This window comes from Rossellomorea aquimaris, from assembly GCF_020172085.1.
GTDB classification, from domain to species: domain Bacteria; phylum Bacillota; class Bacilli; order Bacillales; family Bacillaceae_B; genus Rossellomorea; species Rossellomorea aquimaris_E.
The window spans coordinates 941,360-963,461 of record NZ_JAIVAT010000007.1; the positions used below are offsets into that span (position 1 = coordinate 941,360).

28 protein-coding genes are annotated in these 22,102 nt (G+C 43.9%); 17 read left to right on the forward strand and 11 right to left on the reverse strand.

The annotated features are described in order from the left end of the window. Positions 1-93: 93 nt before the first annotated feature. Positions 94-432 carry an MGMT family protein gene (locus tag LCL96_RS17480; RefSeq protein WP_224943334.1) on the forward strand — a complete coding sequence of 113 codons (339 nt, stop codon included), beginning with the start codon at positions 94-96 and terminating at the stop codon, positions 430-432. Here the strand turns inward: LCL96_RS17480 and LCL96_RS17485 are convergent. Both LCL96_RS17485 and LCL96_RS17490 read right to left on the reverse strand, forming a co-directional pair. After that, the gene (locus LCL96_RS17485; protein WP_224943337.1) at positions 419-601 is read right to left on the reverse strand and encodes a hypothetical protein; all 183 of its coding nucleotides are present in this window, start codon (positions 599-601) and stop codon (positions 419-421) included. The two genes, LCL96_RS17480 and LCL96_RS17485, sit on opposite strands and share 14 nt — an antisense overlap. A gap of 64 nt (positions 602-665) precedes the next feature. Further along, on the reverse strand, positions 666-2,288 hold the full coding sequence (locus tag LCL96_RS17490; protein ID WP_224943339.1) for an ABC1 kinase family protein: 1,623 nt from the start codon (positions 2,286-2,288) through the stop codon (positions 666-668). 421 nt (positions 2,289-2,709) lie between these two features. Here LCL96_RS17490 and LCL96_RS17495 point away from each other — a divergent pair, with 421 nt between their 5' ends. Further along, complete coding sequence (locus LCL96_RS17495; protein WP_224943345.1) at positions 2,710-3,210, forward strand: DoxX family protein; 501 nt, start codon at positions 2,710-2,712, stop codon at positions 3,208-3,210. A gap of 84 nt (positions 3,211-3,294) precedes the next feature. On the opposite strand, the gene LCL96_RS17500 is transcribed toward LCL96_RS17495, so the two are convergent. The 3 genes from LCL96_RS17500 to LCL96_RS17510 all read right to left on the reverse strand — a co-directional run bounded on the left by LCL96_RS17500 (position 3,295) and on the right by LCL96_RS17510 (position 4,681). Continuing rightward, positions 3,295-3,480 carry a YfhD family protein gene (locus LCL96_RS17500; protein ID WP_060673389.1) on the reverse strand — a complete coding sequence of 62 codons (186 nt, stop codon included), beginning with the start codon at positions 3,478-3,480 and terminating at the stop codon, positions 3,295-3,297. 99 nt (positions 3,481-3,579) lie between these two features. Beyond that, complete coding sequence (locus LCL96_RS17505; protein ID WP_079531092.1) at positions 3,580-3,705, reverse strand: YfhE family protein; 126 nt, start codon at positions 3,703-3,705, stop codon at positions 3,580-3,582. Between the two features lie 70 nt (positions 3,706-3,775). After that, positions 3,776-4,681, reverse strand: a complete 906-nt coding sequence (locus LCL96_RS17510; protein ID WP_224943347.1) for a TIGR01777 family oxidoreductase — start codon at positions 4,679-4,681, stop codon at positions 3,776-3,778. Positions 4,682-4,772: 91 nt separating this feature from the next. Between LCL96_RS17510 and recX the strand changes: the two genes are divergently transcribed. Next, the gene (recX, locus tag LCL96_RS17515; protein WP_224943349.1) at positions 4,773-5,579 is read left to right on the forward strand and encodes a recombination regulator RecX; all 807 of its coding nucleotides are present in this window, start codon (positions 4,773-4,775) and stop codon (positions 5,577-5,579) included. A 50-nt stretch (positions 5,580-5,629) separates the two neighbouring features. Here recX and LCL96_RS17520 read toward each other — a convergent pair whose 3' ends face one another. Beyond that, a complete protein-coding gene (locus LCL96_RS17520) occupies positions 5,630-6,298 on the reverse strand; it encodes an SDR family NAD(P)-dependent oxidoreductase (protein WP_224943351.1) in 669 nt (222 codons plus the stop codon). A gap of 101 nt (positions 6,299-6,399) precedes the next feature. On the opposite strand from LCL96_RS17520, the gene LCL96_RS17525 reads away from it, so the two are divergent. Continuing rightward, positions 6,400-6,726 carry a YfhH family protein gene (locus tag LCL96_RS17525; RefSeq protein ID WP_113970051.1) on the forward strand — a complete coding sequence of 109 codons (327 nt, stop codon included), beginning with the start codon at positions 6,400-6,402 and terminating at the stop codon, positions 6,724-6,726. Positions 6,727-6,763: 37 nt separating this feature from the next. On the opposite strand, the gene LCL96_RS17530 is transcribed toward LCL96_RS17525, so the two are convergent. Beyond that, the gene (locus LCL96_RS17530; protein ID WP_082051311.1) at positions 6,764-6,922 is read right to left on the reverse strand and encodes a YpzG family protein; all 159 of its coding nucleotides are present in this window, start codon (positions 6,920-6,922) and stop codon (positions 6,764-6,766) included. A 32-nt stretch (positions 6,923-6,954) separates the two neighbouring features. Then, entirely contained in the window at positions 6,955-7,119 is a 165-nt protein-coding gene (locus tag LCL96_RS17535) for a small, acid-soluble spore protein K (RefSeq protein WP_034762570.1), read from the reverse strand. 150 nt (positions 7,120-7,269) lie between these two features. Between LCL96_RS17535 and LCL96_RS17540 the strand changes: the two genes are divergently transcribed. Beyond that, positions 7,270-7,542, forward strand: coding sequence for a YfhJ family protein (locus tag LCL96_RS17540; RefSeq protein ID WP_224943353.1), 273 nt, complete (start codon positions 7,270-7,272; stop codon positions 7,540-7,542). A 47-nt stretch (positions 7,543-7,589) separates the two neighbouring features. Here LCL96_RS17540 and LCL96_RS17545 read toward each other — a convergent pair whose 3' ends face one another. Then, positions 7,590-8,576 carry a metal-dependent hydrolase gene (locus LCL96_RS17545; RefSeq protein WP_224943363.1) on the reverse strand — a complete coding sequence of 329 codons (987 nt, stop codon included), beginning with the start codon at positions 8,574-8,576 and terminating at the stop codon, positions 7,590-7,592. A gap of 89 nt (positions 8,577-8,665) precedes the next feature. Here LCL96_RS17545 and LCL96_RS17550 point away from each other — a divergent pair, with 89 nt between their 5' ends. Together LCL96_RS17550 and mutY are read left to right on the forward strand one after the other, a co-directional pair. After that, positions 8,666-8,974 (forward strand): hypothetical protein, encoded by a 309-nt coding sequence (locus tag LCL96_RS17550; protein ID WP_224943365.1) that lies wholly within the window; start codon positions 8,666-8,668, stop codon positions 8,972-8,974. A gap of 49 nt (positions 8,975-9,023) precedes the next feature. Beyond that, positions 9,024-10,130 carry an A/G-specific adenine glycosylase gene (gene mutY / locus LCL96_RS17555; protein ID WP_224943368.1) on the forward strand — a complete coding sequence of 369 codons (1,107 nt, stop codon included), beginning with the start codon at positions 9,024-9,026 and terminating at the stop codon, positions 10,128-10,130. A 42-nt stretch (positions 10,131-10,172) separates the two neighbouring features. On the opposite strand, the gene LCL96_RS17560 is transcribed toward mutY, so the two are convergent. After that, entirely contained in the window at positions 10,173-10,397 is a 225-nt protein-coding gene (locus LCL96_RS17560) for a hypothetical protein (RefSeq protein WP_224943371.1), read from the reverse strand. Positions 10,398-10,501: 104 nt separating this feature from the next. On the opposite strand from LCL96_RS17560, the gene fabL reads away from it, so the two are divergent. The 10 genes from fabL (at position 10,502) to nikC (ending at position 20,913) form a co-directional block, all read left to right on the forward strand. Beyond that, on the forward strand, positions 10,502-11,245 hold the full coding sequence (fabL, locus tag LCL96_RS17565; RefSeq protein ID WP_224943373.1) for an enoyl-[acyl-carrier-protein] reductase FabL: 744 nt from the start codon (positions 10,502-10,504) through the stop codon (positions 11,243-11,245). Between the two features lie 76 nt (positions 11,246-11,321). Further along, a complete protein-coding gene (locus LCL96_RS17570; RefSeq protein ID WP_224943375.1) occupies positions 11,322-11,525 on the forward strand; it encodes a gamma-type small acid-soluble spore protein in 204 nt (67 codons plus the stop codon). Positions 11,526-11,910: 385 nt separating this feature from the next. Beyond that, a complete protein-coding gene (locus LCL96_RS17575) occupies positions 11,911-12,174 on the forward strand; it encodes a YgaB family protein (protein ID WP_224943377.1) in 264 nt (87 codons plus the stop codon). A 174-nt stretch (positions 12,175-12,348) separates the two neighbouring features. Further along, positions 12,349-12,879 carry a DUF402 domain-containing protein gene (locus LCL96_RS17580; RefSeq protein WP_224943379.1) on the forward strand — a complete coding sequence of 177 codons (531 nt, stop codon included), beginning with the start codon at positions 12,349-12,351 and terminating at the stop codon, positions 12,877-12,879. Between the two features lie 167 nt (positions 12,880-13,046). After that, positions 13,047-14,795: an ABC transporter ATP-binding protein gene (locus tag LCL96_RS17585; protein WP_224943381.1), complete on the forward strand. Its 1,749-nt coding sequence runs from the start codon at positions 13,047-13,049 to the stop codon at positions 14,793-14,795. A 307-nt stretch (positions 14,796-15,102) separates the two neighbouring features. Continuing rightward, on the forward strand, positions 15,103-16,119 hold the full coding sequence (locus tag LCL96_RS17590; protein WP_224943384.1) for an ABC transporter ATP-binding protein: 1,017 nt from the start codon (positions 15,103-15,105) through the stop codon (positions 16,117-16,119). Continuing rightward, positions 16,094-17,059, forward strand: coding sequence for an ABC transporter ATP-binding protein (locus tag LCL96_RS17595; RefSeq protein ID WP_224943386.1), 966 nt, complete (start codon positions 16,094-16,096; stop codon positions 17,057-17,059). Before LCL96_RS17590 ends, LCL96_RS17595 begins: the two co-directional genes overlap by 26 nt. 75 nt (positions 17,060-17,134) lie before the next feature. Then, a complete protein-coding gene (locus tag LCL96_RS17600) occupies positions 17,135-18,724 on the forward strand; it encodes an ABC transporter substrate-binding protein (protein WP_224943560.1) in 1,590 nt (529 codons plus the stop codon). Positions 18,725-18,983: 259 nt separating this feature from the next. Then, positions 18,984-19,988: an ABC transporter permease gene (locus LCL96_RS17605; RefSeq protein ID WP_224943563.1), complete on the forward strand. Its 1,005-nt coding sequence runs from the start codon at positions 18,984-18,986 to the stop codon at positions 19,986-19,988. Positions 19,989-20,016: 28 nt separating this feature from the next. Beyond that, positions 20,017-20,913 (forward strand): nickel transporter permease, encoded by an 897-nt coding sequence (nikC, locus tag LCL96_RS17610; protein ID WP_224943389.1) that lies wholly within the window; start codon positions 20,017-20,019, stop codon positions 20,911-20,913. A 44-nt stretch (positions 20,914-20,957) separates the two neighbouring features. On the opposite strand, the gene LCL96_RS17615 is transcribed toward nikC, so the two are convergent. Then, positions 20,958-22,040: an FUSC family protein gene (locus LCL96_RS17615; protein WP_224943392.1), complete on the reverse strand. Its 1,083-nt coding sequence runs from the start codon at positions 22,038-22,040 to the stop codon at positions 20,958-20,960. Between the last annotated feature and the right edge of the window lie 62 nt (positions 22,041-22,102).

Sequence of the window (22,102 nt, forward strand, 5' to 3'; positions counted from 1 at the left end):
TTCTAGGAACGCGACTTGATTTCCCTATATTCACTTCTACGTATTACAATGGTAAAAGGCCGTATTTCGAGAGGGAAAGTAGAGGTGATAATCATGAAGCCGTTTACAGAACGAACGGTAAAAATCATAAAGATGATTCCTCCCGGGAAGGTCATGACGTATGGACAAATCGCTGCGCTTGCGGGCAGTCCAAGGGCGGCAAGGCAGGTCGTACGGATCCTCCATTCTATGAGTGAGAAGTACAGCCTCCCGTGGCACAGAGTTCTGAATAGTAAAGGGGAAATTGGTTTTCGAGATGAAGAGCAAATGATGACTCAAAGGCTATCACTGGAAGCGGAAGGGGTTCATTTTATTGGCCATAATCGGGTTGAGCTGGGGGAGTATCAGGTCAAAGAGGTGAACTTCATGGCCTCGAATGTCAATAAAGAATAGTCAGAATCAGGACACAAATAGCACCAATGCCCATGAATCCAAAAAGAACATATCCGATGATCCGGATCCCAAGTGGAAGACTTCCCAATTCGGGTTTGTTCATGGGAGCCCCTTCAATTTTTGACATATGATCGGTCACATCATTAAACGGTTCTTTAGAGTGAGTCATTGTATCCCTCCTGTTTCGATTTTACTATAAAAAGGTAACCTTATTTTAGGTTACCTTTTTACATTTAATGCAGTTGGCCATTCTTCATTTTTTTGAGCCATCTTCTTTGCTTGCTACCGATGACCCAATACGCTGCAAAACCAAATCCGGCAAGTCCAAAGCTTCCTTGCCAGAAAAGCTCCATGTCCATTGTCAACCCGGCAAATCCACCAAAGCTTCCTGCCAGTAGGAGAATGAATGCCTGCTTCTTTTGATTCTCATACATCTTAAAATGAAACTCATTTTGTTGATGATGATCTTTTTGCTCCAGTGCCTTTTCCGGGATATCCAACAGCTGTCGTACCTTCTGGACAGTCTGAAAGAGGGGTTGGGCCCCAACCCATTTCATGAGGAGATCCCATTTGTTCGTGTTACTGTCCTTCACCCATTCCAGGAAGGCAGGCTTGACGACATCAAGGGTTTCTTCATCCGGACTCAGTGTATGAACAAGTCCTTCGATGGTGGCAAATGAACGACCCAGAAAGATAAATCGGGTGGGCACCTGCACAGGAAGTGACTTCACCATATCGTTGATTTCCTTTTTTACTGAAATCAAATCCATTTGTTTGAACTGCTCCATATCGAGGGTGATAAACTCCTTCAGTACAGGCTCGATCGTTTTCGGACTTGCGTCGGGAAGCAGGAAACCAAGTTGAGCAAGTGCCTCTGATGCTTTTCGGAAATTTTTTAGAAGGACTCCTTCAAGAAGATGCTGAAAATGTGTGGAATCCCTTTTCGAAATTTCCCCGATCATTCCGTAATCCAGGAGAACGAAAGTCCCATCAGGTTGGAGGAGAATATTTCCGGCATGAGGATCGGCATGAAAGATCCCCGGCTCGAGCCATTGCGGGAGGAAGAGACGGAATAAATCTTGCGCCAGCTTCTTCCCGTCTAATCCATATACCCCTATCGCTTCTCTATCATTTAAACGGACACCATCAATCCACTCCATTACCAGCACCTTGTCTGTGCATAGCTCAGGGTACATAGAGGGGATTTTTACATTGGAATGTTCTTTAAACCGCTGTTTAAATGAGATGGCGGTATTCATTTCCTTGGAGAAGTCGAGCTCCTGTTCGATGACCAGTTTCAATTCCTTATAAAGCATTTTAAAATCAATGAACCCTTTCGGCATGGGAGCAAAATGTCGGGCAAACCAGATGATGATGGAGAGTGTACGAAAATCCGTCTTGACTAGTGAAGGGATCTCTGGCCTTTGAACTTTGATGGCCGCTTGTGTTCCATCAAGAAGGGTCGCTTTATACACTTCCCCAATGGAAGCTGAAGCAACGGCTTCATGGTCAATTCCCTGTACCTTGGAAGAAATGGAGCTTCCCCATTCTCGTTCAAGAACACTCTCGATTTCTTTCCACGGTGAAGGAGGGACGTGATCGACCAGATCCTGAATTTGACTGATAAACCCTTTCGGAAGCAGGTCCTCGCGTATACTCAACAATTGTCCAACCTTTATCAACACTCCATTTAATTCGAAAAGTGTTTCTTTAAATTCTTTTCCGATACGTTCCCAAAGTTTATCTTTTTCCCATTGGGACTTACCGCGCAATCGGTACCAATAGACCCTTACGACAATTGACAAGGCCAAAGATAATACCTTCCACATTCTCCAAAGCTTGTTCTCTGATTTCATGGTTTCATCCCCCGTAAACGGAAACTGTTTTTTCTCTATTATGTAATACGAGTGGGAAATAAGAAAGTTTCGGTTTTAGGTATGATCTGAACATGAGGGATATTTAATAGAGAAATGTACTCCATTATTAGGATGTTTAGATGGATGTAATGAGGGGGAGAGAAGAAAGATTGGGGACCGTTGCTACGATCATACCTTCAGATGCTGAACTATGGAGGAACTCCTTACACAAGACTATTTTGACACCTTTGTGAACGGAATGAATGCCTATTGTATTCCGGGTGGGGAAGAGGTATATTATAGGTGTAAAGTAAATGTGAAATGATTCACAATCATCCATTCTTCACTTAAGCTGAATTCTTCATTTCGTCATGATATGTGAATAATTTCACAAAAAACAACCGTAAGGAGATGATCCATCATGAAATGGTGGGAAAATCAAAAGGTGAGCGTTGTTTGGACGATGATGAGAATTTGGTTGGGTGTACAGTGGCTGGAGGCAGGTTGGCATAAAGTGAATGGTGGCTTTGATGCGAGTGGTTTTCTGCAAGGGGCATTGACCAAAGCGACAGGAGATCATCCAGCCGTTCAAGGCTGGTACGCTGAATTCCTGAATGGGGTTGCCTTACCGAATGTAGAACTGTTCAATGTTCTGATTCCTTGGGGAGAGATTATGGTGGGAATCGGATTGATTGTTGGATTTATGACCATACCGGCGCTGATTGCAGGAGCATTCATGAACTTAAACTTTTTACTCGCGGGAACCGTCAGCACGAATCCAATTCTATACACAGCAGCGATCATCCTTCTGTTTGCAGGAAGAGGGGCATATTGTTGGGGGGCTGATCACTGGATGATTCCTTATATGAAACAGATGTTCAACCATCATGAAAAGAAGCATAAAAAGCCGATTGTGGTTTGAAAAAAGGGACCCGAGCTGTCACAGCTGGGGTCCCTATTCTTGAATTTCCTCAAAACCTAACTTTTTTTAACGAACGGGAAAGTACTATTGGTTTTTCTTTACTCTTGCACGCTGGTTTGCAGCGTTTGCCCGAGCCTGTGCTTCCATATCTGCCTGATCGGCAAGTTCACGAGAGAACTCTTCATCAACACCATCAGATTTGAGCTGAGCGGGTGTTTGTGGCAGGCTGTTTTTGTTTCCTCTTTTGCTATGGCCGCGTGATCTTCCCAATATCAACATCCCCTTTTGGTTAAAAAATAAAGGTACAGGCTCACGGCCTGTACCTTTATCTTTCTTCAAAGTCAGGATTTTTAGTTAGGTAATAATTGACTATCTGTGGGCTTTTGAACTGAAGCCACCGGCACGGTCAGCTGCTTTGAACTCCCTGGAGTACGTTACTTCCTGTGCGCTTGATAGAACCGACTTGTTTTTGTCTTTCTTCTTCTTATTATCCATTCCTATGTACATCCCTTCTTTTCAAGATTAGTATCATTTTTGCCTTGAAAAGGAGGGGGCATACCTTCATTTAATGATAAATATCTTTCAGGGCACCCTTTAATTCTGGATATTGAAACTTGAATCCATTTTCTAAAAGGACGTTTGGCAGCACTTTTTGCCCTTCTAACACAAGGGAGCTCATTTCCCCCATCGCTACTTTTAACGCGAGTGAAGGGACTGGTATCCAGTGGGGACGTCCCATAACGGAACCTAGTGTCTTACCGAATTCTTTCATGGTGACGGGGGATGGTGCAGTGACATTTACCGGGCCCGCAATCCCATCCGTATCGGCCACAAAATGTACGGCTCGTGCGATATCTTTAATATGGATCCACGACATCCATTGTTCACCTGAACCGACCGTCCCACCGACGAACATTTTATAGGGGAGTGCGATACGTGGAAGAGCACCTTCGTCCTTGCCAAGAATGATGCCGAATCTCGTATAGGCCACTCGTATACCGAGCTGTGTGGCCTTGGCTGCTTCCTTTTCCCAAATCTGCACGGTTTCCCCGAGGAAATTATCTGCAGTCTCCGTTGAGGTTTCTGTATACGTATCACTCTTAGAAGAAGGGTAATAGCCGATTGCGCTGGCATTGATAAGGCATGCCGGTTTTTCATTCAGTGCCTTAATGATATTGATCACTTCTTGAGTGGAATGGATCCGACTATTGATGATGCGTTTCTTACGCTCGTCTGTCCATCGTCCACTGTTAATGGATTCACCAGCAAGATTGATAAATGCATGTATCCCTTCAAGCGTCTCTTCTGGTCTTGCGCCATCGGAAAGCCATTTCACATATGTCACACCTGGGCGTGCTTCGTATTTATCAGGATTACGTGTAAGAATCATGACTTCATGTTGATGTGAGAGAAGTTCCTCTGTCAGCGCACTGCCGACAAAACCTGTTCCACCAGTAATGGCAATCTTCATCTTCATCCCTCCAGTTATACTTATTATTTTACCTATCTTCAGAATAAAAAACATATGTTGAATGTGTTACGATTATGGTGAGGTGGAAAAAATGGGGAAGATTACGAAAATCACGAAACAAGTGAAAAACGATGAGCGTTATAATTTATTTATAGATGGAAAATATGCCTTCAGCGTCGATGAAGCTGTTCTTGCCAGATTTCAGCTGAGAAAAGGACTGGATGTGGATGAACTTGAAATTTCTGAAATCCAGTATGAAGACGACGTGAAAAAAGCATTTAACAAAGCGATTCAGTACCTTGCCTACCGGATGAGGACGGAGAAAGAAATCCGTGATTACTTGCAGGAAGGGGACCCTGAGGATGGAATCATCCAAGAAGTGGTCCATAAATTGAATGAAATCAAATACATCAATGATTTGGAATTCGCACATGCATTTGTCGGTACTCAGATGAATACGTCTGACAAGGGACCGACTTGGATACGGGGCGAATTAAGAAGGAAAGGGGTAGGGGACTCCCATATTGAAGAAGCGCTCGCTGCTTTTACACTGGAGAAGCAAGTGGATAAAGCAGTCGCATTAACAGAGAAGCTCCTCCATAAGTATCGAAAAGACTCCAGGATGATTGCAAAGCAAAAAATCGAGCAGAACATGATGAGGAAAGGGTACCCCGGGCCTGTCATGAAAATCGTATGGGAAACGGTCGAATCCGACAGGGATGACGATGAGAGATGGACAGCAGTTTATCATCAGGGATTGAAGGCTCACAGAAAGCTTAGTTCAAAGTATGACGGATATGAATATGAACAAAAGATGAAACAAACGTTGTATCGGAAAGGATTTTCCATGGAGGATATCGAAAAGCTATTAGTAGAATTAAGAGAAAATGAAGAATGAAGGAAAGAATTTTACAATTCAGCCCTCGTCATACGACGAGGGCTGTTTGATTATTTTTTTGATTCAATGACGATTTCATCTTTTTCAGGATAGTCATTCATGATCAGCTCTGCCACTTCTTTAGGGGAGCGGAGTCGTGAAGGGTCACTGATATGGTCGCTATTGTCCCAGAATGGAGTGTTCATTCCGCCCATATAGGCATTAACGATTCTGAGGTCAGTGTCTTCATATTCTTTTTGGAGACTTTCTCCAAATCCTCTGAGAGCGAATTTACTTGCGACATAGAGTGATTCATTCTTCTTTCCTCTAAGTCCGGCTGTAGAGATGATGTTCAGAATGGTGCTGTGTTGATCAAGAAGAGGCAGTAGGGCCTTCGTTAACCGGATCGGCCCAAGTGCATTGGTTTCGAACATGCTTACTAATTCATCGTCATTCGAATCTTTAAACGGACCGAAATAGCCTACACCTGCGTTATGTATGAGGAGCTGAATGCTGTGATTTGAAAAATGGTCATGCAGCTTTTCGATGTCATCATTTGAACGGATATCCAGTGTGGCAAATGAGGCTTCTCCGCCAATACTTTCAATTTCAGCCACTGCTTGTTTTAAAGTATCTTCGGTTCTTCCGAGCAAGAAGATATGAAATCCTTGTTCGCTTAGGAGTTTGCCTAATTCTTTACCGAGGCCAGAGCCTCCGCCTGTGATGATGGCTGTTTTCATGTTGATTCATCCTTTCTTGTGGGTGTCGGGTCTAATCAAAGCCCCTGCGCTTTTCTTATTGTATCATTTTCTCTATACTACTATTAGTAGAGGTGATGAGAATGGAACAAGAGAGAAGATATAGTGAGATGACGGAGCATGAGTTGAAGCAGGAGATTGCTTCGTTGAAGGAGAAGGCAAGGAAGGCTGAGCAGCTGGGGATTGTGAATGAGTTTGCCGTATTGGAGCGTAAAGCCCTTATGGCACAGGCTTACCTCATGAATCCTGATGCGTACAAGCCTGGCGGTATTTATGCGATTGAGGGTGATCCGGGTACATATTTCAAAGTGGATTACTTGAACGGTGTATTCGCCTGGGGATACCGCCTTGGTGGAGACGGTAAAGAAGAAGCCCTTCCGATTTCCCTTTTGGCAGGGGAAAAGAAATAGGGAAGAGGTCCGTCAAGAGGGACGGACCTCTGTAGGTCTAGGAACGCTTACGTGTCTGGTTCTCTAGAATGATTAAGTCTTGAGTTTGTGTCGTTTGTCCATTAGCCTGTGAATGGGCATGCTTCGGATTGTAGAATGCCTTGTTAAATGGACTGCTGTACTTGTTGCGGTAGAAGTTGTTTTTCATGTTTGCCATCGTGACTACCCCCTAATCAAAATGTCACTTTCTTAAAGTGAGTCGTGATCTCTTTGTCCAGAAGATTTCATACGTTCTTGTGGATGGGTATTGATGGTGCCGTTGGCCCTTTTAGATGCATATTCCGCCTTTGCTCGCGGTTCACCTTCGAATTTGTTGTTGTTCATGTTGGGGAACCCTGTCGATTTATTTCGCATAATGTGCCTCCTAAAAGGTGAAATGTACTGACTTATACCGTGAAGAAGCAAAGATTCAAACTAAGCTTAACCACGTATCTTTAGTATGGGTGAAATGGTCGACATTATCATGAATGTACGAACTAAATATATGGAAAAGGAGGAGACAATATGGAGTCAACATTCCACGAATTAACACAATTGTTAATGGAAAAAAATCAAAAGCTTTCCTATGAAAAAGCGAGGACCTGGATCGAACTCGTATGGGAGGATTTCGAAGCGACATATGCTAAAGCAGGTTATGACTATAAAGGAAAAGTCGTAACGGAGAAAGTCGTTCGACAGTGGGTCAATACATATGGTGAACAGATCCATGAGTTTGCTGCCCAAAACCCTAAATACAAGCATCTCATCGATGATAAAGACGACAATCAGGTGCATTGATGGAAAAAAATGAGGGACGGACCTTTAAAGGTCCGTCCCTCATTGCTTTAATCAATTAAAATGTCGATGTCGACTTTTGAGCGTAGTTTTTCTTCGCTGAACACCCAGCCTGTGTAGGAACTGACGATGTTCAGGTCTTTGTCCAGCTGCACCAGCGCGACGAAAGGATAGTGTCCATTGTTGCGATAACGGAGATCGATGAAGCGGACTTCATAATGGTCATCGTACTCATCCACTTCCCAGCGGTAAACCGGGGAAAAGGAGAGAAAAGCGGCCAGGTTTCTATCTTTTTGGGCGGCGCGGATGACGGGATTTTCCGGTATCGCCACGCGTTCGAATTTATCAAAAATCGTAATCGACCTTCTATAAGCCCTTGCCACGTAATAATGTTCTTTGGTGACGACGGCCAGGCGCCATTGGAAGAATCGGATCGTAGGGGAGACGATAATTTTTTCCGCTTTCGGGATTCTTCTTTTCACCGCATTTTTTACCGCTTTTTGTACTTGGAATCTCAGTACATAGTAGGCAAAAATGACAAGGTACATGACCAAAAAAGTTTTTCCTGGCGGCAGTCCGATGCCCCAAAGGATCAATCCGACAATATGAATCCCGAAAATAACCGGATCAAATGTGTTGATGACCCCTAATGCGACCCATTTCGACGATATTGGACGAATTGCCTGTGTCCCGTAAGCGTTGAAAATGTCGACAAATACATGAAGGAATACGGCCACAAATGTCCAAATCCATAAATGAAGCAGGTCTGCCCCAGGGAAAAACGGATAAAGACAAGCAACGATCAAAAGCGGCCAAAGTATAACCGCGGGAATGCTATGTGTAATTCCACGATGGTGGCGTATATAAACGGCATTATTACGTAATTTCAAAACGGTATCAATGTCAGGTATTTGAGAGCCGATGACAGCTGCAACCAACACGCTTTGAGAAGTGGCCGCACTTTCGGCAACAACGGGATCCAATGTAGCCAATCCCCCGAGAGCGAAGCCCATGACGATATGAGTGCCTGTATCCAAAAAAAGTCCTCCCTTGGCTCGCAATTTCTAAGATTTGTTTATGACTTGTCATTGGTGATCATGATATGGTTAAAAGGAGATCATTACAAATGAAAAACACCTTGCACATTTATATGGAATACGAAATAAAGCAGAATCTACAGTCTCGATATAAGCAAATTATGACCAGTATCGCAGAGACATTACCACAATATGATGCTTTCAATGTCCATTGGGAGAAAGCCGGAGACGAATCGAATCGCTACATTGAAACCTTTGTGGTTCCAACTGAATCCCATTTTCATGTGTTAAAACGTTTACGGATGTCCCGTCATCATTTATTATTTGGATTATTGGACGAATGTATTTGTGGTGGATTGCAAGAAATAAACCTTTTATGCCTAAAAACAGGTCGCTAATTAATTATTCCCTATTCAATGTAACATTTAACATCCTGGAGGTACAAAATTGATAGAAGAACCATTGAAACATTTACAGACCATCAACAGTGAGGAATTTCAGAAAGATTTAATTTCATGGTTTTCGAGAGAACAGCGTGACTTGCCGTGGAGGAAGGATCAGGACCCTTACAAAGTGTGGGTGTCGGAAATCATGCTTCAGCAAACGAGGGTGGATACGGTCATACCTTATTTTAACCGATTCATAGAAAAGTTTCCTACCATAAATGCTCTTGCTTCTGCTGATGAAGAAGATGTCCTGAAAGCATGGGAAGGGCTTGGTTATTATTCCAGAGTCAGAAATTTGCAGACTGCCGTTAAAGAAGTAAATGAAAAGTACGAAGGGGTCGTCCCTGATACCCCTAAGGAAATTTCTTCTTTAAAAGGAGTGGGACCGTATACGGCGGGGGCGATTTTAAGTATTGCATACAGTAAACCGGAGCCTGCTGTAGATGGAAATGTGATGAGAGTCTTTTCACGCATTCTCTCCATTTGGCTTGATATCGCAAAGCCTTCTTCGAGAAAAGTGTTTGAAGAAGCGGTAAGGGACTTGATTTCCAAGGAAAATCCATCGTACTTCAACCAGGCATTGATGGAACTTGGTGCTTTGATTTGCACCCCGACATCACCTTCATGTCTTCTTTGTCCTGTGCGGGAACACTGCCAGGCTTTTGAAGAAGGAGTGCAAGCCGAACTTCCCGTTAAATCAAAGAAGAAATCTGCCCGCAAGCTCAATATGGCGGCTGCCGTGCTGTTCACTGAAGATGATCGGGTCGTGATTCATAAACGTCCATCTAAAGGGCTGCTCGCTAATTTATGGGAATTCCCTAATTTTGAAGTGGGGAATACTAGCAGTGGACGGAAGCAATTGCTTGATCTTATGGAAGAAGAATATGGAGTGGATTGCTCTGTCAAGGCTGGTGTTGTGACAAAGATACAGCACATTTTCTCTCATATTGTTTGGGATATTGAAGTATATGTGGGATCAGTTGACAGTACTACCCTTGAAGGAACAGATCTTATGGCTGTTACCCAAGAGGAAATGGAGAAGTATGCTTTCCCTGTCTCACACCAAAAAATCTGGAAGGAAACAGGAGAAGGAATATTACAGAAATAGAAGGAAGCAGCGCGGACGGCTGCTTCCTTCAGTCATGTACATTCAGTCGTAACTGATCTTTGTGCCATGAGTGTAATCAGCTTCTCCTCGCTTCAATCCACCCCGGTTTTCAATTTCTTCGACGATTTCCCGGTGAATAGATTGTCCTTCTGCGTTTAAATAGGGTACTATTTGTTGTAGTGAATGATGAAAGAAAGCAAGTTCGCTTTCTTTCCATTCATCTTTCGAGATCATTGAAAGCTCGGTCATATCTCTGCCTACATACATAACTCATTCCTCCAATTAACTGATATGTTCTTATTAGTTTGCTTGTTCAGGGTCTGTTTATGCCTTGGAGCAATTGGAAAATGAAATGGAAAGGATGAAGAATCATGAGTCAAAAAGTAGCATTAGTAACAGGAAGCAGCCGCGGTCTTGGACGGGAAATCGCCATCCAGCTGGCTGAAAAAGGATACGATATCGTCATCAACTATGCCAGAAGCAAAAAAGGTGCCCTTGAAACAGCTGAACAAGTTGAAAAACTTGGACAGAAAGCATTTGTTGTCCGTGCGAATGTCGGTGATGTGGATAAAATCAAATCCATGTTCGAACAGATCAAAGAAGAGTTCGGCCGTCTGGACGTATTGGTGAGCAACGCTGCCTCAGGAGTTTTGCGTCCTGTGATGGAACTTGAAGAATCTCATTGGGATTGGACGATGAACATCAACAGCAAGGCTCTATTGTTCTGTGCCCAGGAGGCGGCAAAATTAATGGATAACGGTGGACGCATCGTGAGCATCAGCTCGTTGGGATCCATTCGCTATTTGGATAATTACACAACAGTGGGGGTGTCAAAGGCTGCAGTAGAAGCCCTTACGCGTTATCTTGCTGTTGAACTTGCACCAAAAGGCATCATTGTGAATGCAGTCTCAGGTGGGGCAATCGATACAGATGCTCTGAAGCACTTCCCTAACCGTGAAGAGCTGCTGGAAGATGCCCGCAGTAAAACACCTGCAGGACGCATGGTCGAAATAGATGACCTTGTGAAGTCGGTCATGTTCCTTGTTTCGGACGATTCTTCCATGATTAGAGGGCAAACCATCATCGTGGACGGTGGTCGTTCCCTGCTTGTTTAATGGAATGTTTTTCCTGAAATTGGTCGAATAGTGAAATCCACGCTTGGTTATCTTAATAAGCGTGGAGGTGATTACAATGGCAAAACAACCAAACAAAACTCAATCTGGTACAAGCGTTCAACACGTGAAACAACAAAACGCTCAAGCTGGAGCGACTAACCAACAATACGGTACTGAGTTCGCTTCAGAAACAACTGCTGCACAACAAGTGAAGCAACAAAACCAACAAGCAGAAGCTAACAAAGCGAAAGCTTCTGGTAAATACGGTCAACAACAATAATTGAATTGTTCTTGACGGAAAAAGCACCCATTTAAATGGGTGCTTTTTCGTTTTTGGGGGGAGGATATGACCGGTTCAGGGGTAATTCTGTCTGAGAAAGCATGATAGGTTTTGAGAAAGTGCTCGATTGGAGGGGGAATGTCTTTTTTGAAGAGGGGTTGGAGGGTTTATTGCTTCTTTTTTATAGGAATCGCGTCGTTTTTTTATTTTTTGCGTCATTCTGCAAGGCAATTCCGTCTTTTAACATACATGAAATCATCACCAACCCCACCACCTCTATCATTCACCTCGACAAAACTTTCCCCATTGTGACAGAAGTAGTCAAAGGGTTTGTGAACTGAAGGGAGAATGTGTTAGGAGAGCTTGTTTAGAGGAGTTGGTTGAAGTGATACAGCAGCGTTTTAATGAGTTGGTTACTGTGCAGTTGGAGACGATGGATAAGTTGCTATATCTTCAGTCCGAGATAGAGCGTTGCCAGGTGTTGGAGGAAGAATTGATCGAGCTTCAGGAGATGACAAAGGTAGAATCGATACAGAAGGAAATCCTCACTAAAAAGAGGGATCTCAAGGAAATCCAAAAAATCTTTCAAAAGCAAACCGATGAGGTGATTCGTTCTTATCAAAAGGAACAAAACGGAGTCACTACCTGAACATTAACAGGTGTTCTGAGGAGAACACCCCCAGTTACTATCAATTTCGGGCCATTCTTAAGGATATTTTCTTTAAGGGTAGCCCTTTTGTTTTAAATTTTCTGTGGAAACGTTATAATGATAAAATAGACAAGTATATATAAGGGTAATTTTGAAACGAAAGAAGGGGGTACGATGGCGGTTCCCACTGAAGGAAAATCTGTACAAATACATAGCTTTAAGCATGACGGAAACATTCACCGAATCTGGAATGAGACGACTGTCCTGAAAGGGACGACGAATCAGATCATCGGTGGAAATGACCGGACGATGGTGACGGAGTCAGACGGAAGGACGTGGATGACCCGAGAACCGGCCATTTGTTATTTTCATTCGGAGCTATGGTTCAATATTATTTGTATGATTCGTGAGGACGGTATTTATTATTATTGTAATTTAAGCTCACCATTTGTATATGATCATGAGGCGATCAAGTATATCGATTACGACCTCGATATTAAAGTGTTTCCCGACATGACCTATACCTTGCTTGATGAAGATGAGTATGAAGCTCATCGAAAATTATACGGTTATCCGGATGTGATCGATCACATCCTAAAGCGGAATGTCGAAAAGCTTGTTCGCTGGATCCGACAAAGAAAAGGTCCGTTTGCCCCGGATTTTATCGATATTTGGTACGAGCGTTATCTGACGCATAGGGGATAACTGGACTTGAAAAATTGTATAAGTGTCAATGGGCTGACCTGGTAAGAAGCAACCTTCCCCTGATCGATTGTTAGGTCTTTATGGAGGAGACGCACTTCTTTCTATACAGGGTCACCCCTTTTTATTGGGGTAAACTAAACATATACATCTTAGAAAGGAGTATTTGATTGGATAGTATTAAACGGTACCTTCAGTTTGTCAAACCTTATAAATGGCAGATCATAGGTACATTAATCATAGGTATCATCAAATTTACGATTCCCCTTCTGATTCCGATATTAATCAAATATGTCATCGATGATATTGTCGGAGCCAAAGGGTTAAGCGCTGATGAAAAGACGAGTCAGCTGCTCATGATCATGGGAATCATGCTCGTTCTGTTCCTGCTCGTCAGACCACCGGTGGAGTACTATCGGCAGTATTTTGCGCAGTGGACGGGAAACAAGATCCTGTATGACTTGAGGGACCATTTATTCTCACATATACAACGGCTCAGCTTTAAATATTATTCCAATACGAGGGCGGGAGAAGTCATCTCTAGGGTCATCAATGATGTGGAACAAACGAAGAATTTCGTCATCACAGGATTGATGAATCTTTGGTTGGACGCGGCTACCATTGTCATTGCCCTGTCCATCATGTTCACGATGGATATTTCCCTCACCTTAGTATCTCTAATTGCCTTTCCTTTCTACGCTTTCTCTGTCCGGTATTTCTTCGGGAGGCTCAGGGGATTGACGAGAGAACGCTCCCAGGCGCTTGCAGAAGTACAGAGTCATCTGCACGAACGGGTTCAGGGTATGGCTGTCATCAAAAGTTTTGCAGTGGAAGATTATGAACAAAAGCAATTCCAGGAGCAGAATAATAATTTCTTAACGAAGGCTTTAAAGCAGACAAGCTGGAATGCGAAAGCATTCGCAGTGGTCAATACCATTACAGATATTTCACCTTTAATCATTATCGGTTATGCAGGTCTGCAGGTAATTGAAAAAGACCTTACCATTGGTACAATGGCTGCCTTTATTGCATATATCGACCGTCTGTACGGACCGCTCAGACGACTGGTGAACTCTTCTACAACCTTGACTCAATCGATTGCTTCCATGGATCGAGTGTTTGAGTTCATGGATGAAAAGTATGATATTGACGATGATCCGGGAGCCGTTCCTTGTAATAATGTTCGTGGGGATATCACGTTTAACAATGTCTCGTTCCGTTACGAATCAGATGAAGACAGAGTACTCCGCAACCTTAATTTGGACATTAAAACGGGAGAAACTGTTGCATTGGTCGGAATGAGCGGTGGAGGAAAATCATCCTTGGTCAGCCTGATTCCACGCTTTTATGATGTGACGGAAGGTGAAATCCTTTTAGACGGTACGGACATCAGGAGATTTCAGGTCAGGTCGTTGCGGGATAATATCGGAATGGTGTTACAAGACAATATCCTCTTTAGTGAATCCGTCAAAATGAATATTAAGTTCGGTAATCCCCTGGCGACGGATGAAGAGGTCATAGAGGCGGCGAAAGCGGCAAATGCCCATGAGTTCATCATGAAACTGCCTCAAGGGTATGACACCCGTGTTGGAGAACGCGGTGTGAAGCTGTCCGGCGGTCAGAAGCAAAGGGTGGCAATCGCACGGGTATTCTTAAAGAATCCACCGATCCTTATCCTGGATGAAGCGACATCTGCCCTAGATTTAGAAAGTGAACATCTCATCCAGGAGTCTCTTGAAATCCTGGCAAAAGACCGGACAACCTTCATCGTGGCCCATCGCCTGTCGACGATCACCCACGCGGACCGAATCATCCATATGGAACATGGGGAAGTTGTCGAAATGGGAACACATGAAGAGTTGATGGCAAAGCAAGGTCACTACTACAAACTCTTCCAGGTACAGCAGCTTGACCAATAGCATTGTAAGTCATGACTTATCACAATTTTCGTGATAAAAGTCATGACTTTTTTTGTGTTTCCAAAAAACATATCAAACTTATTTCAGGTGTGACATGAGTATCGTAGGACTAAATAACTTTATCTGGAAGGAATGAACAGGTTAATTGGACATATATTGAATTGAGTTAGGAATATCGACTTTGTGTAGAAAAATTCTGAAAATGGATTGCAACATTTGTAACATCTTGTATAATAAGAAACATATAAAAATTTAGAAAATAAGCACTATTAAGAAAAGAGAGATAGTTCATAAGAGGAGGATTTGAATGAGCGAACAGCGTCCTTTACTGAAAGTGGAAGATTTAAGGACCTCCTTTTTTACGGATGATGGAGAAGTTCCTGCAGTCGATGGAGTCAGTTTTCATGTGAATGAAGGGGAGGTTCTCGGGATCGTCGGGGAGAGTGGATGTGGAAAAAGTGTTACATCCCTATCCATCATGGGTCTCGTACCGAATCCACCGGGGAAAGTTGTAGGTGGGAAGATCCTTTATAAAGATGAAGATCTGACACAAGCATCCGAGAAACGGATGAGGGATATCCGGGGAAATGATATAGCGATGATTTTCCAAGAACCGATGACATCGTTAAACCCTGTTTTTACCATAGGTGATCAATTAATTGAAGCAATACGAATACATACGAAGGTTGGAAAGAAACAAGCAAGAGATAAAGCTGTAGATATTATGAAAATGGTCGGACTGCCGAGAGCGGAGGAATTGATAAAGGAATATCCTCATCAATTATCCGGTGGGATGAGACAAAGGGTCATGATTGCCATGGCGATGGTATGCGACCCCCGCGTCCTGATTGCAGACGAACCGACAACGGCACTGGACGTGACGATCCAGGCCCAGATATTAAAGCTGATGAAGAGGCTGAATAAAGAGCTGAATACAGCGGTACTTCTGATCACACATGATCTGGGAGTCGTTGCTGAAACGTGTGAACGGGTAGTCGTTATGTACTCAGGCAAGGTGGTGGAGGAGGGGACCGTAGAAGAAATCTTCAAGAACCCTCAACATCCTTACACCAAAGGTCTGATACAGTCCGTACCTGATATGCGTATTAAACAACAGCGATTACATTCGATTCAGGGGAATGTTCCGAAACCGGGGTCCATTAAGACTGGGTGCCGTTTTGCAGCACGCTGTGATTCAGCATTCGATCGCTGCTTAGTGGAAACACCTGAATTATATGAAACATCACAAGGACATTGCACACGATGCTTCCTGTTCGATGAAGTGGAGGAGGGAGTTTATGACGGAACCGTTGCTAAAGGTTGAGAACCTTAAGAAACATTTTCCTATCACAGGCGGCATATTGGGACGACCTGTCAGCTCGGTGAAAGCGGTGGATGGGGTTTCCTTCACCGTCAATAAAGGAGAAACACTAGGTATCGTAGGAGAAAGTGGTTGTGGAAAGTCGACGACCGGCAGGATGCTCATGAGACTCATCGATCCATCTGACGGAAAGGTCACATTTGAGGACAGGGAGCTTACGAGTCTATCAAACTCGGAGATGAGGAAAATTCGCAGGGAAATGCAGATGGTCTTTCAAGATCCGTTTGCATCGTTGAACCCAAGGCATACCGTAGAAAAGATTCTTGAAGAACCTTTGAAGGTTCATGGAATGGGGTCTGCCAAGGAAAGAAAAGAAAGGGTTCACGAACTCCTCAATATCGTAGGGTTAAGTAGCTACCATGCCAAACGCTATCCCCATCAATTCAGTGGGGGGCAAAGGCAGCGTATCGGGATTGCAAGGGCACTTATGACAAAGCCGAAGCTTATCATAGCCGATGAACCAGTATCGGCCCTTGATGTATCGATTCAATCCCAAGTATTGAATTTAATGCAGGATTTACAAAAAGAATTCGGACTCACCTATATTTTCATCGCGCATGATCTGGGTGTAGTCAGGCATATAAGTGACCGAGTGGGTGTGATGTATCTCGGGAAAATGGTGGAGCTGAGTGATAGTGAAAACCTGTATGAAAAGCCGCTTCATCCATACACCCAGGCACTCCTTTCAGCGGTTCCGGTGCCGGATCCCGATTTCGAAAGGGATACGATCCTTTTACAGGGGGACATTCCGAGTCCTTCCAATCCACCGAGTGGATGTACATTCCATACCAGGTGCCCGCATGCCACAGACATGTGTAAGCAGAAGGTACCTGAATTCAAGGAACACCAACCAGGGCATTATGTAGCTTGCCATCTTTACTAAAGCGGCAAGTCTCATAAGTATATAAACATTATTCAGGAGGGGATTTAGTTGAGGAAAAAGAGCTGGTCAATTTTAATGCTGCTCATCCTGCTCGTATCATCCGTACTTTACGGATGCGGAGGAGATGAAAAATCTTCAGGGAACAGCGGCGACAGTGGAGATAAGGGAGATCCTAAAGTACTGATCTTTGGTCGCGGAGGAGACTCTGTTGGACTTGATCCAGGAACAGTAACCGACGGTGAATCATTTAAAGTAACAAAGAACATCTTCGAAACACTTGTGAAATTCGGAGAACAGGATACAGAAGTAAACCCGGGATTAGCTGAAAAGTGGGAAGTATCCGAGGATGGTCTGACGTATACATTCATGCTGCGTGAAGGCGTGAAATTCCAGGATGGCACTGATTTCAACGCAGATGCCGTTGTGAAGAACTTCGAACGCTGGATGAACGGGAATGCAGATCAATTCCCATATTACGGTTCCATGTTTGGTGGTTTTAAAGCTGATGAAGGTCATGTTATCAAAGAAGTGAAAGCTACTGATGATATGACGGTTGAATTCGTATTAAAGCGTCCTCAAGCTCCATTCTTAAAGAATGTTGCCATGAGTCCTTTCGCTATCGTAAGTCCTAAAGCAATTGATGAATTAGGAGAAAAGCTTGCTGAAACACCGACAGATGCAGGGACAGGTCCTTTCAAATTTGTTGAGTGGAAGCGTAATGACAAAATCGTACTAGAGAAAAACGAAGACTACTGGAACAAAGATTTACCAAAGTTAGATCAAGTCGTATTCAAATCGATTCCTGAAAACTCAGCTCGTCTGAATGCACTGATTTCTGGTGAAATCGACCTTGCTGATGGAGTAAATCCGAGTGATGCGAGTAAAGTTGAGGGTGATGACAACCTGCAATTATTCGAACGTCCGTCTATGAACGTTGGATACTTAGGTTTGACATCTACTCGTAAACCTTTTGATGATCCTAAAGTACGTCAAGCAATCAACTATGCAATCAACAAGCAAGAAATCATTGATGCTTTCTTCGAAGGAAAAGCAGAAATGGCGAAAAACCCGATGCCTCCAGTAATCGGTGGATACAATGAAGATATCGAGCCTTATGAATACAATCCTGAAAAAGCGAAAGAACTTCTTGCTGAAGCAGGTCATAAGGATGGATTTGAAATGGAACTATGGGCTATGCCTGTACCTCGTCCATATATGCCTGACGGTCAAAAAGTAGCAGAAGCAATTCAAGCGGATTTAGCTGAAGTAGGAGTTAAAGCGAAAATCGTATCTTACGAGTGGGCTACTTATCTTGAAAAGGCGAAAAACGGAGAAGCAGACGCATTCTTACTTGGTTGGACAGGGGATAATGGAGACGCAGATAACTTCCTATATGTCCTTCTTGACCAAGACAATATCGGAAGCAACAACTACTCTTACTACAAAAACGATGAGGTACACAAAATCCTGATCGATGCTCAAACAGAAGTAGATCCAGCAAAACGTGAAGAGCTGTACAAGAAAGCACAGGAAATCATCCATGAGGATGCTCCGTGGGTACCACTTGCTCACTCTACACCACTACTTGCAGGAAGCGCTGCACTTAAAAACTTCAAACCGCATCCAACTGGTTCCGACTGGTTAGGCGCAGTTGACATGGAGTAATAAGCAACAAACCAAAGGGGAGACATCGCAGATTTCTCCCCTTTGTACATAGAAAAGCGGAGGGGCTTTGCCCAGAGGCGACAAGTATAAGGCAAGTCCACCGGAAAGGCGCCTTTTGCCTTTTTGGTGGGCTGGACTTATGACCTCGAGCCTCTAAGCCCCGCAGCTGGACAAGAAGAAAAGCGGAGCCGACTGTTCAGCACCGACAAGCATTATTATTCTATCGAAATCAGAATCTCCACATAGAGAGGTGAACATGATGTTCCAATACACCATTCGTCGATTATTGCAGCTCATTCCTGTTTTACTCGGGATGACTCTTATCGTTTTTTCAATCATACGTGCTATTCCTGGTGATCCTGCACAGGTCATCCTTGGGCAGCAGGCTACGAAAGAAGCCGTTGCTGCTTTGAGGGATCAGTTGGGTCTCGATAATGCCTGGTATATTCAATACATTGATTATCTTAAAGGATTATTGACCGGGGATTTAGGAAGTTCCCTTCGGACAAAGACAGAGGTTTCAACCGAGATCTGGCCTTATCTGGCGGCTACGGCGGAACTTGCGATCGTAGCCATTATCATTGCCATCGTAATAGGAGTGAATGCCGGTATCATCAGTGCATGGTTTCAAAACTCCTGGTTCGATTATACAGCCATGATCCTGGCACTTGTTGGAGTTTCCATGCCGATCTTCTGGTTAGGACTGATGGAGCAATGGACATTCGGGATACAGCTTGACCTTCTGCCTACTACGGGAAGGGAGAATATACGAAACCCCGTGGACTCTATCACCAACTTCTATATTCTGGATACCATCATGCAGGGGCGGTTCGACCAGCTTGGTGATGTTTTGAAACACATCATCCTACCGGGCATTGCCCTTGCGACCATCCCGATGGCGATCATCGCCCGTATGACCCGTTCCAGTATGTTGGAGGTCATGCGTTCGGATTATATTCGTACTGCACGTGCGAAAGGTCTGAAAATGTTCTGGGTCGTGTACAAGCACTCGTTGAAGAATGCCATCATTCCGGTCCTGACGGTCATCGGTTTGCAGATGGGTCTTCTCCTTGGAGGGGCGATCCTGACCGAGACGATCTTCGGCTGGCCGGGAATCGGACGATATATTTATGAAGCGATCGGTTACCGGGATTATCCTGTCGTACAATCCGGAATCCTCGTCGTGGCCACGATCTTTGTCACGATTAACCTGATTGTCGACTTACTGTATGCGGCTGTCGATCCCCGTATTAAATACAACTAACATCAATAGAAGAAAGAGGTGATCTCTCATGGCAGAAGTAGCAGAACCGCAAAAGGAACTCCACCCTTCTATGGAAGAAGAAACAGTATCTCCCTGGAAGGAAGCTTGGAAAAGCTTCACTAAAAATAAAATTGCCTTAGTCGGCTTTTGCATCGTTCTTTTCTTTGTCATCCTGGCGATTGCAGCCCCGGTTATCGCACCGCAGGGAATCAATGAACAGGATCTTTCGAAAAGACTGCAAGCACCATCCTCGGAGCATTGGTTAGGGACGGATGACTTTGGACGAGATATTTTATCAAGGATTATCCATGGAGCTCGTATCTCCCTCTGGGTCGGATTCTTCGCGGTCATCGGTTCTTCCGTGATCGGAAGTTTACTTGGGATCGTAGCCGGATATTACGGCAGATGGGTCGATACGATCATTTCCCGGGTATTTGACATCATGCTTGCATTTCCGAGCATCTTGTTAGCCATTGCTGTGGTAGCAGCTCTTGGGCCATCTCTCCGTAATGCTTTGATTGCCATTGCCATCATCAATATCCCGAATTTCGGACGACTCATACGTTCGAGGGTGTTGAGTGTAAAGCAGGAAGAGTATGTAATGGCTGCGAAAGCCATCGGGATGAGTGATTTTCGGATATTATTCAGTCATGTGCTGCCAAATAGTATGGCGCCGATCATTGTACAGGGGACACTTGCCATTGCGACTGCCATCATTGAAGCGGCAGCTCTTGGCTTCCTTGGACTAGGAGCTCAGGCACCAGAGCCTGAATGGGGGAAAATGCTGTCGGATGCAAGGCAGTATATGCTTCAGGCACCATGGACGATGATCTTCCCAGGGCTTGCCATCATGCTTACTGTATTAGGATTCAACCTGATGGGGGACGGCCTTCGGGATGCCCTTGATCCTAAAATGAAAAACTAAACAAAAAATGGAGCAGAGGATATGATCCTCTGCTCCATTTTTATTTATTCTTCCTCTTCCCCGATCATGACCTCGTTATCCTCTTTGTGATACGACTGGAAGCTTGTAATCAGTTTTTCTAAATGCTCCAGGTGCTCGTCGTATTCAAAAATGGCAGAAAAGATGTGAAGAAGGTGGAAGTTATGAATGTTATCGTCTTTTGTATGGTGTTTGACCTCTTCAAGCATAATTTTCATCAGCTCTTTACGATGCAGACATACATCCTGCTGTGCCTCTGATTCTGCATGCGGGTGCATCTTACCGAGGAATTTCAACAGTAATTGTTCGTGATAGGTCAATAAACAGTCGAGTTGATTTTTAATCACGCCCCGTAATTCGTCAGGTAATTGAAAGATTTCATTTTCATACCGGTTCAGCCGCTTTAAGATTTCAAAGCTTCGATTGGTTGAAGAAATCATTTGTCTGAAAATCACGAGCTTCCGACTTTTGACGATGGAATTTTTCTTGAAATAGTCCCGTTCTTCTTTATAAAGAAGATACAGCTGGTCTACTTTAATCAGCTTTTCTTTAATGCGTTCCAGATCTTTTTTTAAAAGGTGGAATTCTGTGGCGTGTCTCATGCTCAATCTGATCCACTTCAGGATTTCCTCCGTTGAGTCCGACACTTTATGATAAAGCTTGGTTTCGTATTTAGGCGGAAGGAAGACCAAATTCACCACGAAAGATGAAAAGACCCCGATCATGATTGTCGAGAAACGGATGAATGCAAACTGGATGAAGTCCTGATCCGTCACTTCCATGATCGCAATCATCGTCACGAGAGCGAGACCGATCGTATTTTGTAATTTTAATTTTAGAATGATGGCAATGGCAATGACAGCTGCAAGTCCAACGATAAGTGGATTACTACCGAATAGCAGGACAAACAGTACGGCGATACCGGCACCGATCAAATTCGCCTGAATTTGTTCGATGATCGTCAGGTAAGAACGGTAGATGGTGGGTTGGACGGCAAAGACCGCCGCAATTCCAGCAAACACCGGAGACGGTATACCCAGAAGCTCTGATACAAGTAATGCTAATACAATCGCAATTCCCGTTTTGAGGATGCGAGCACCAAATTTCATGGAATTAGAATCCTTTCTTGTGTAACGTTTTTATAAACAATACTGTACTATACATGTACTTA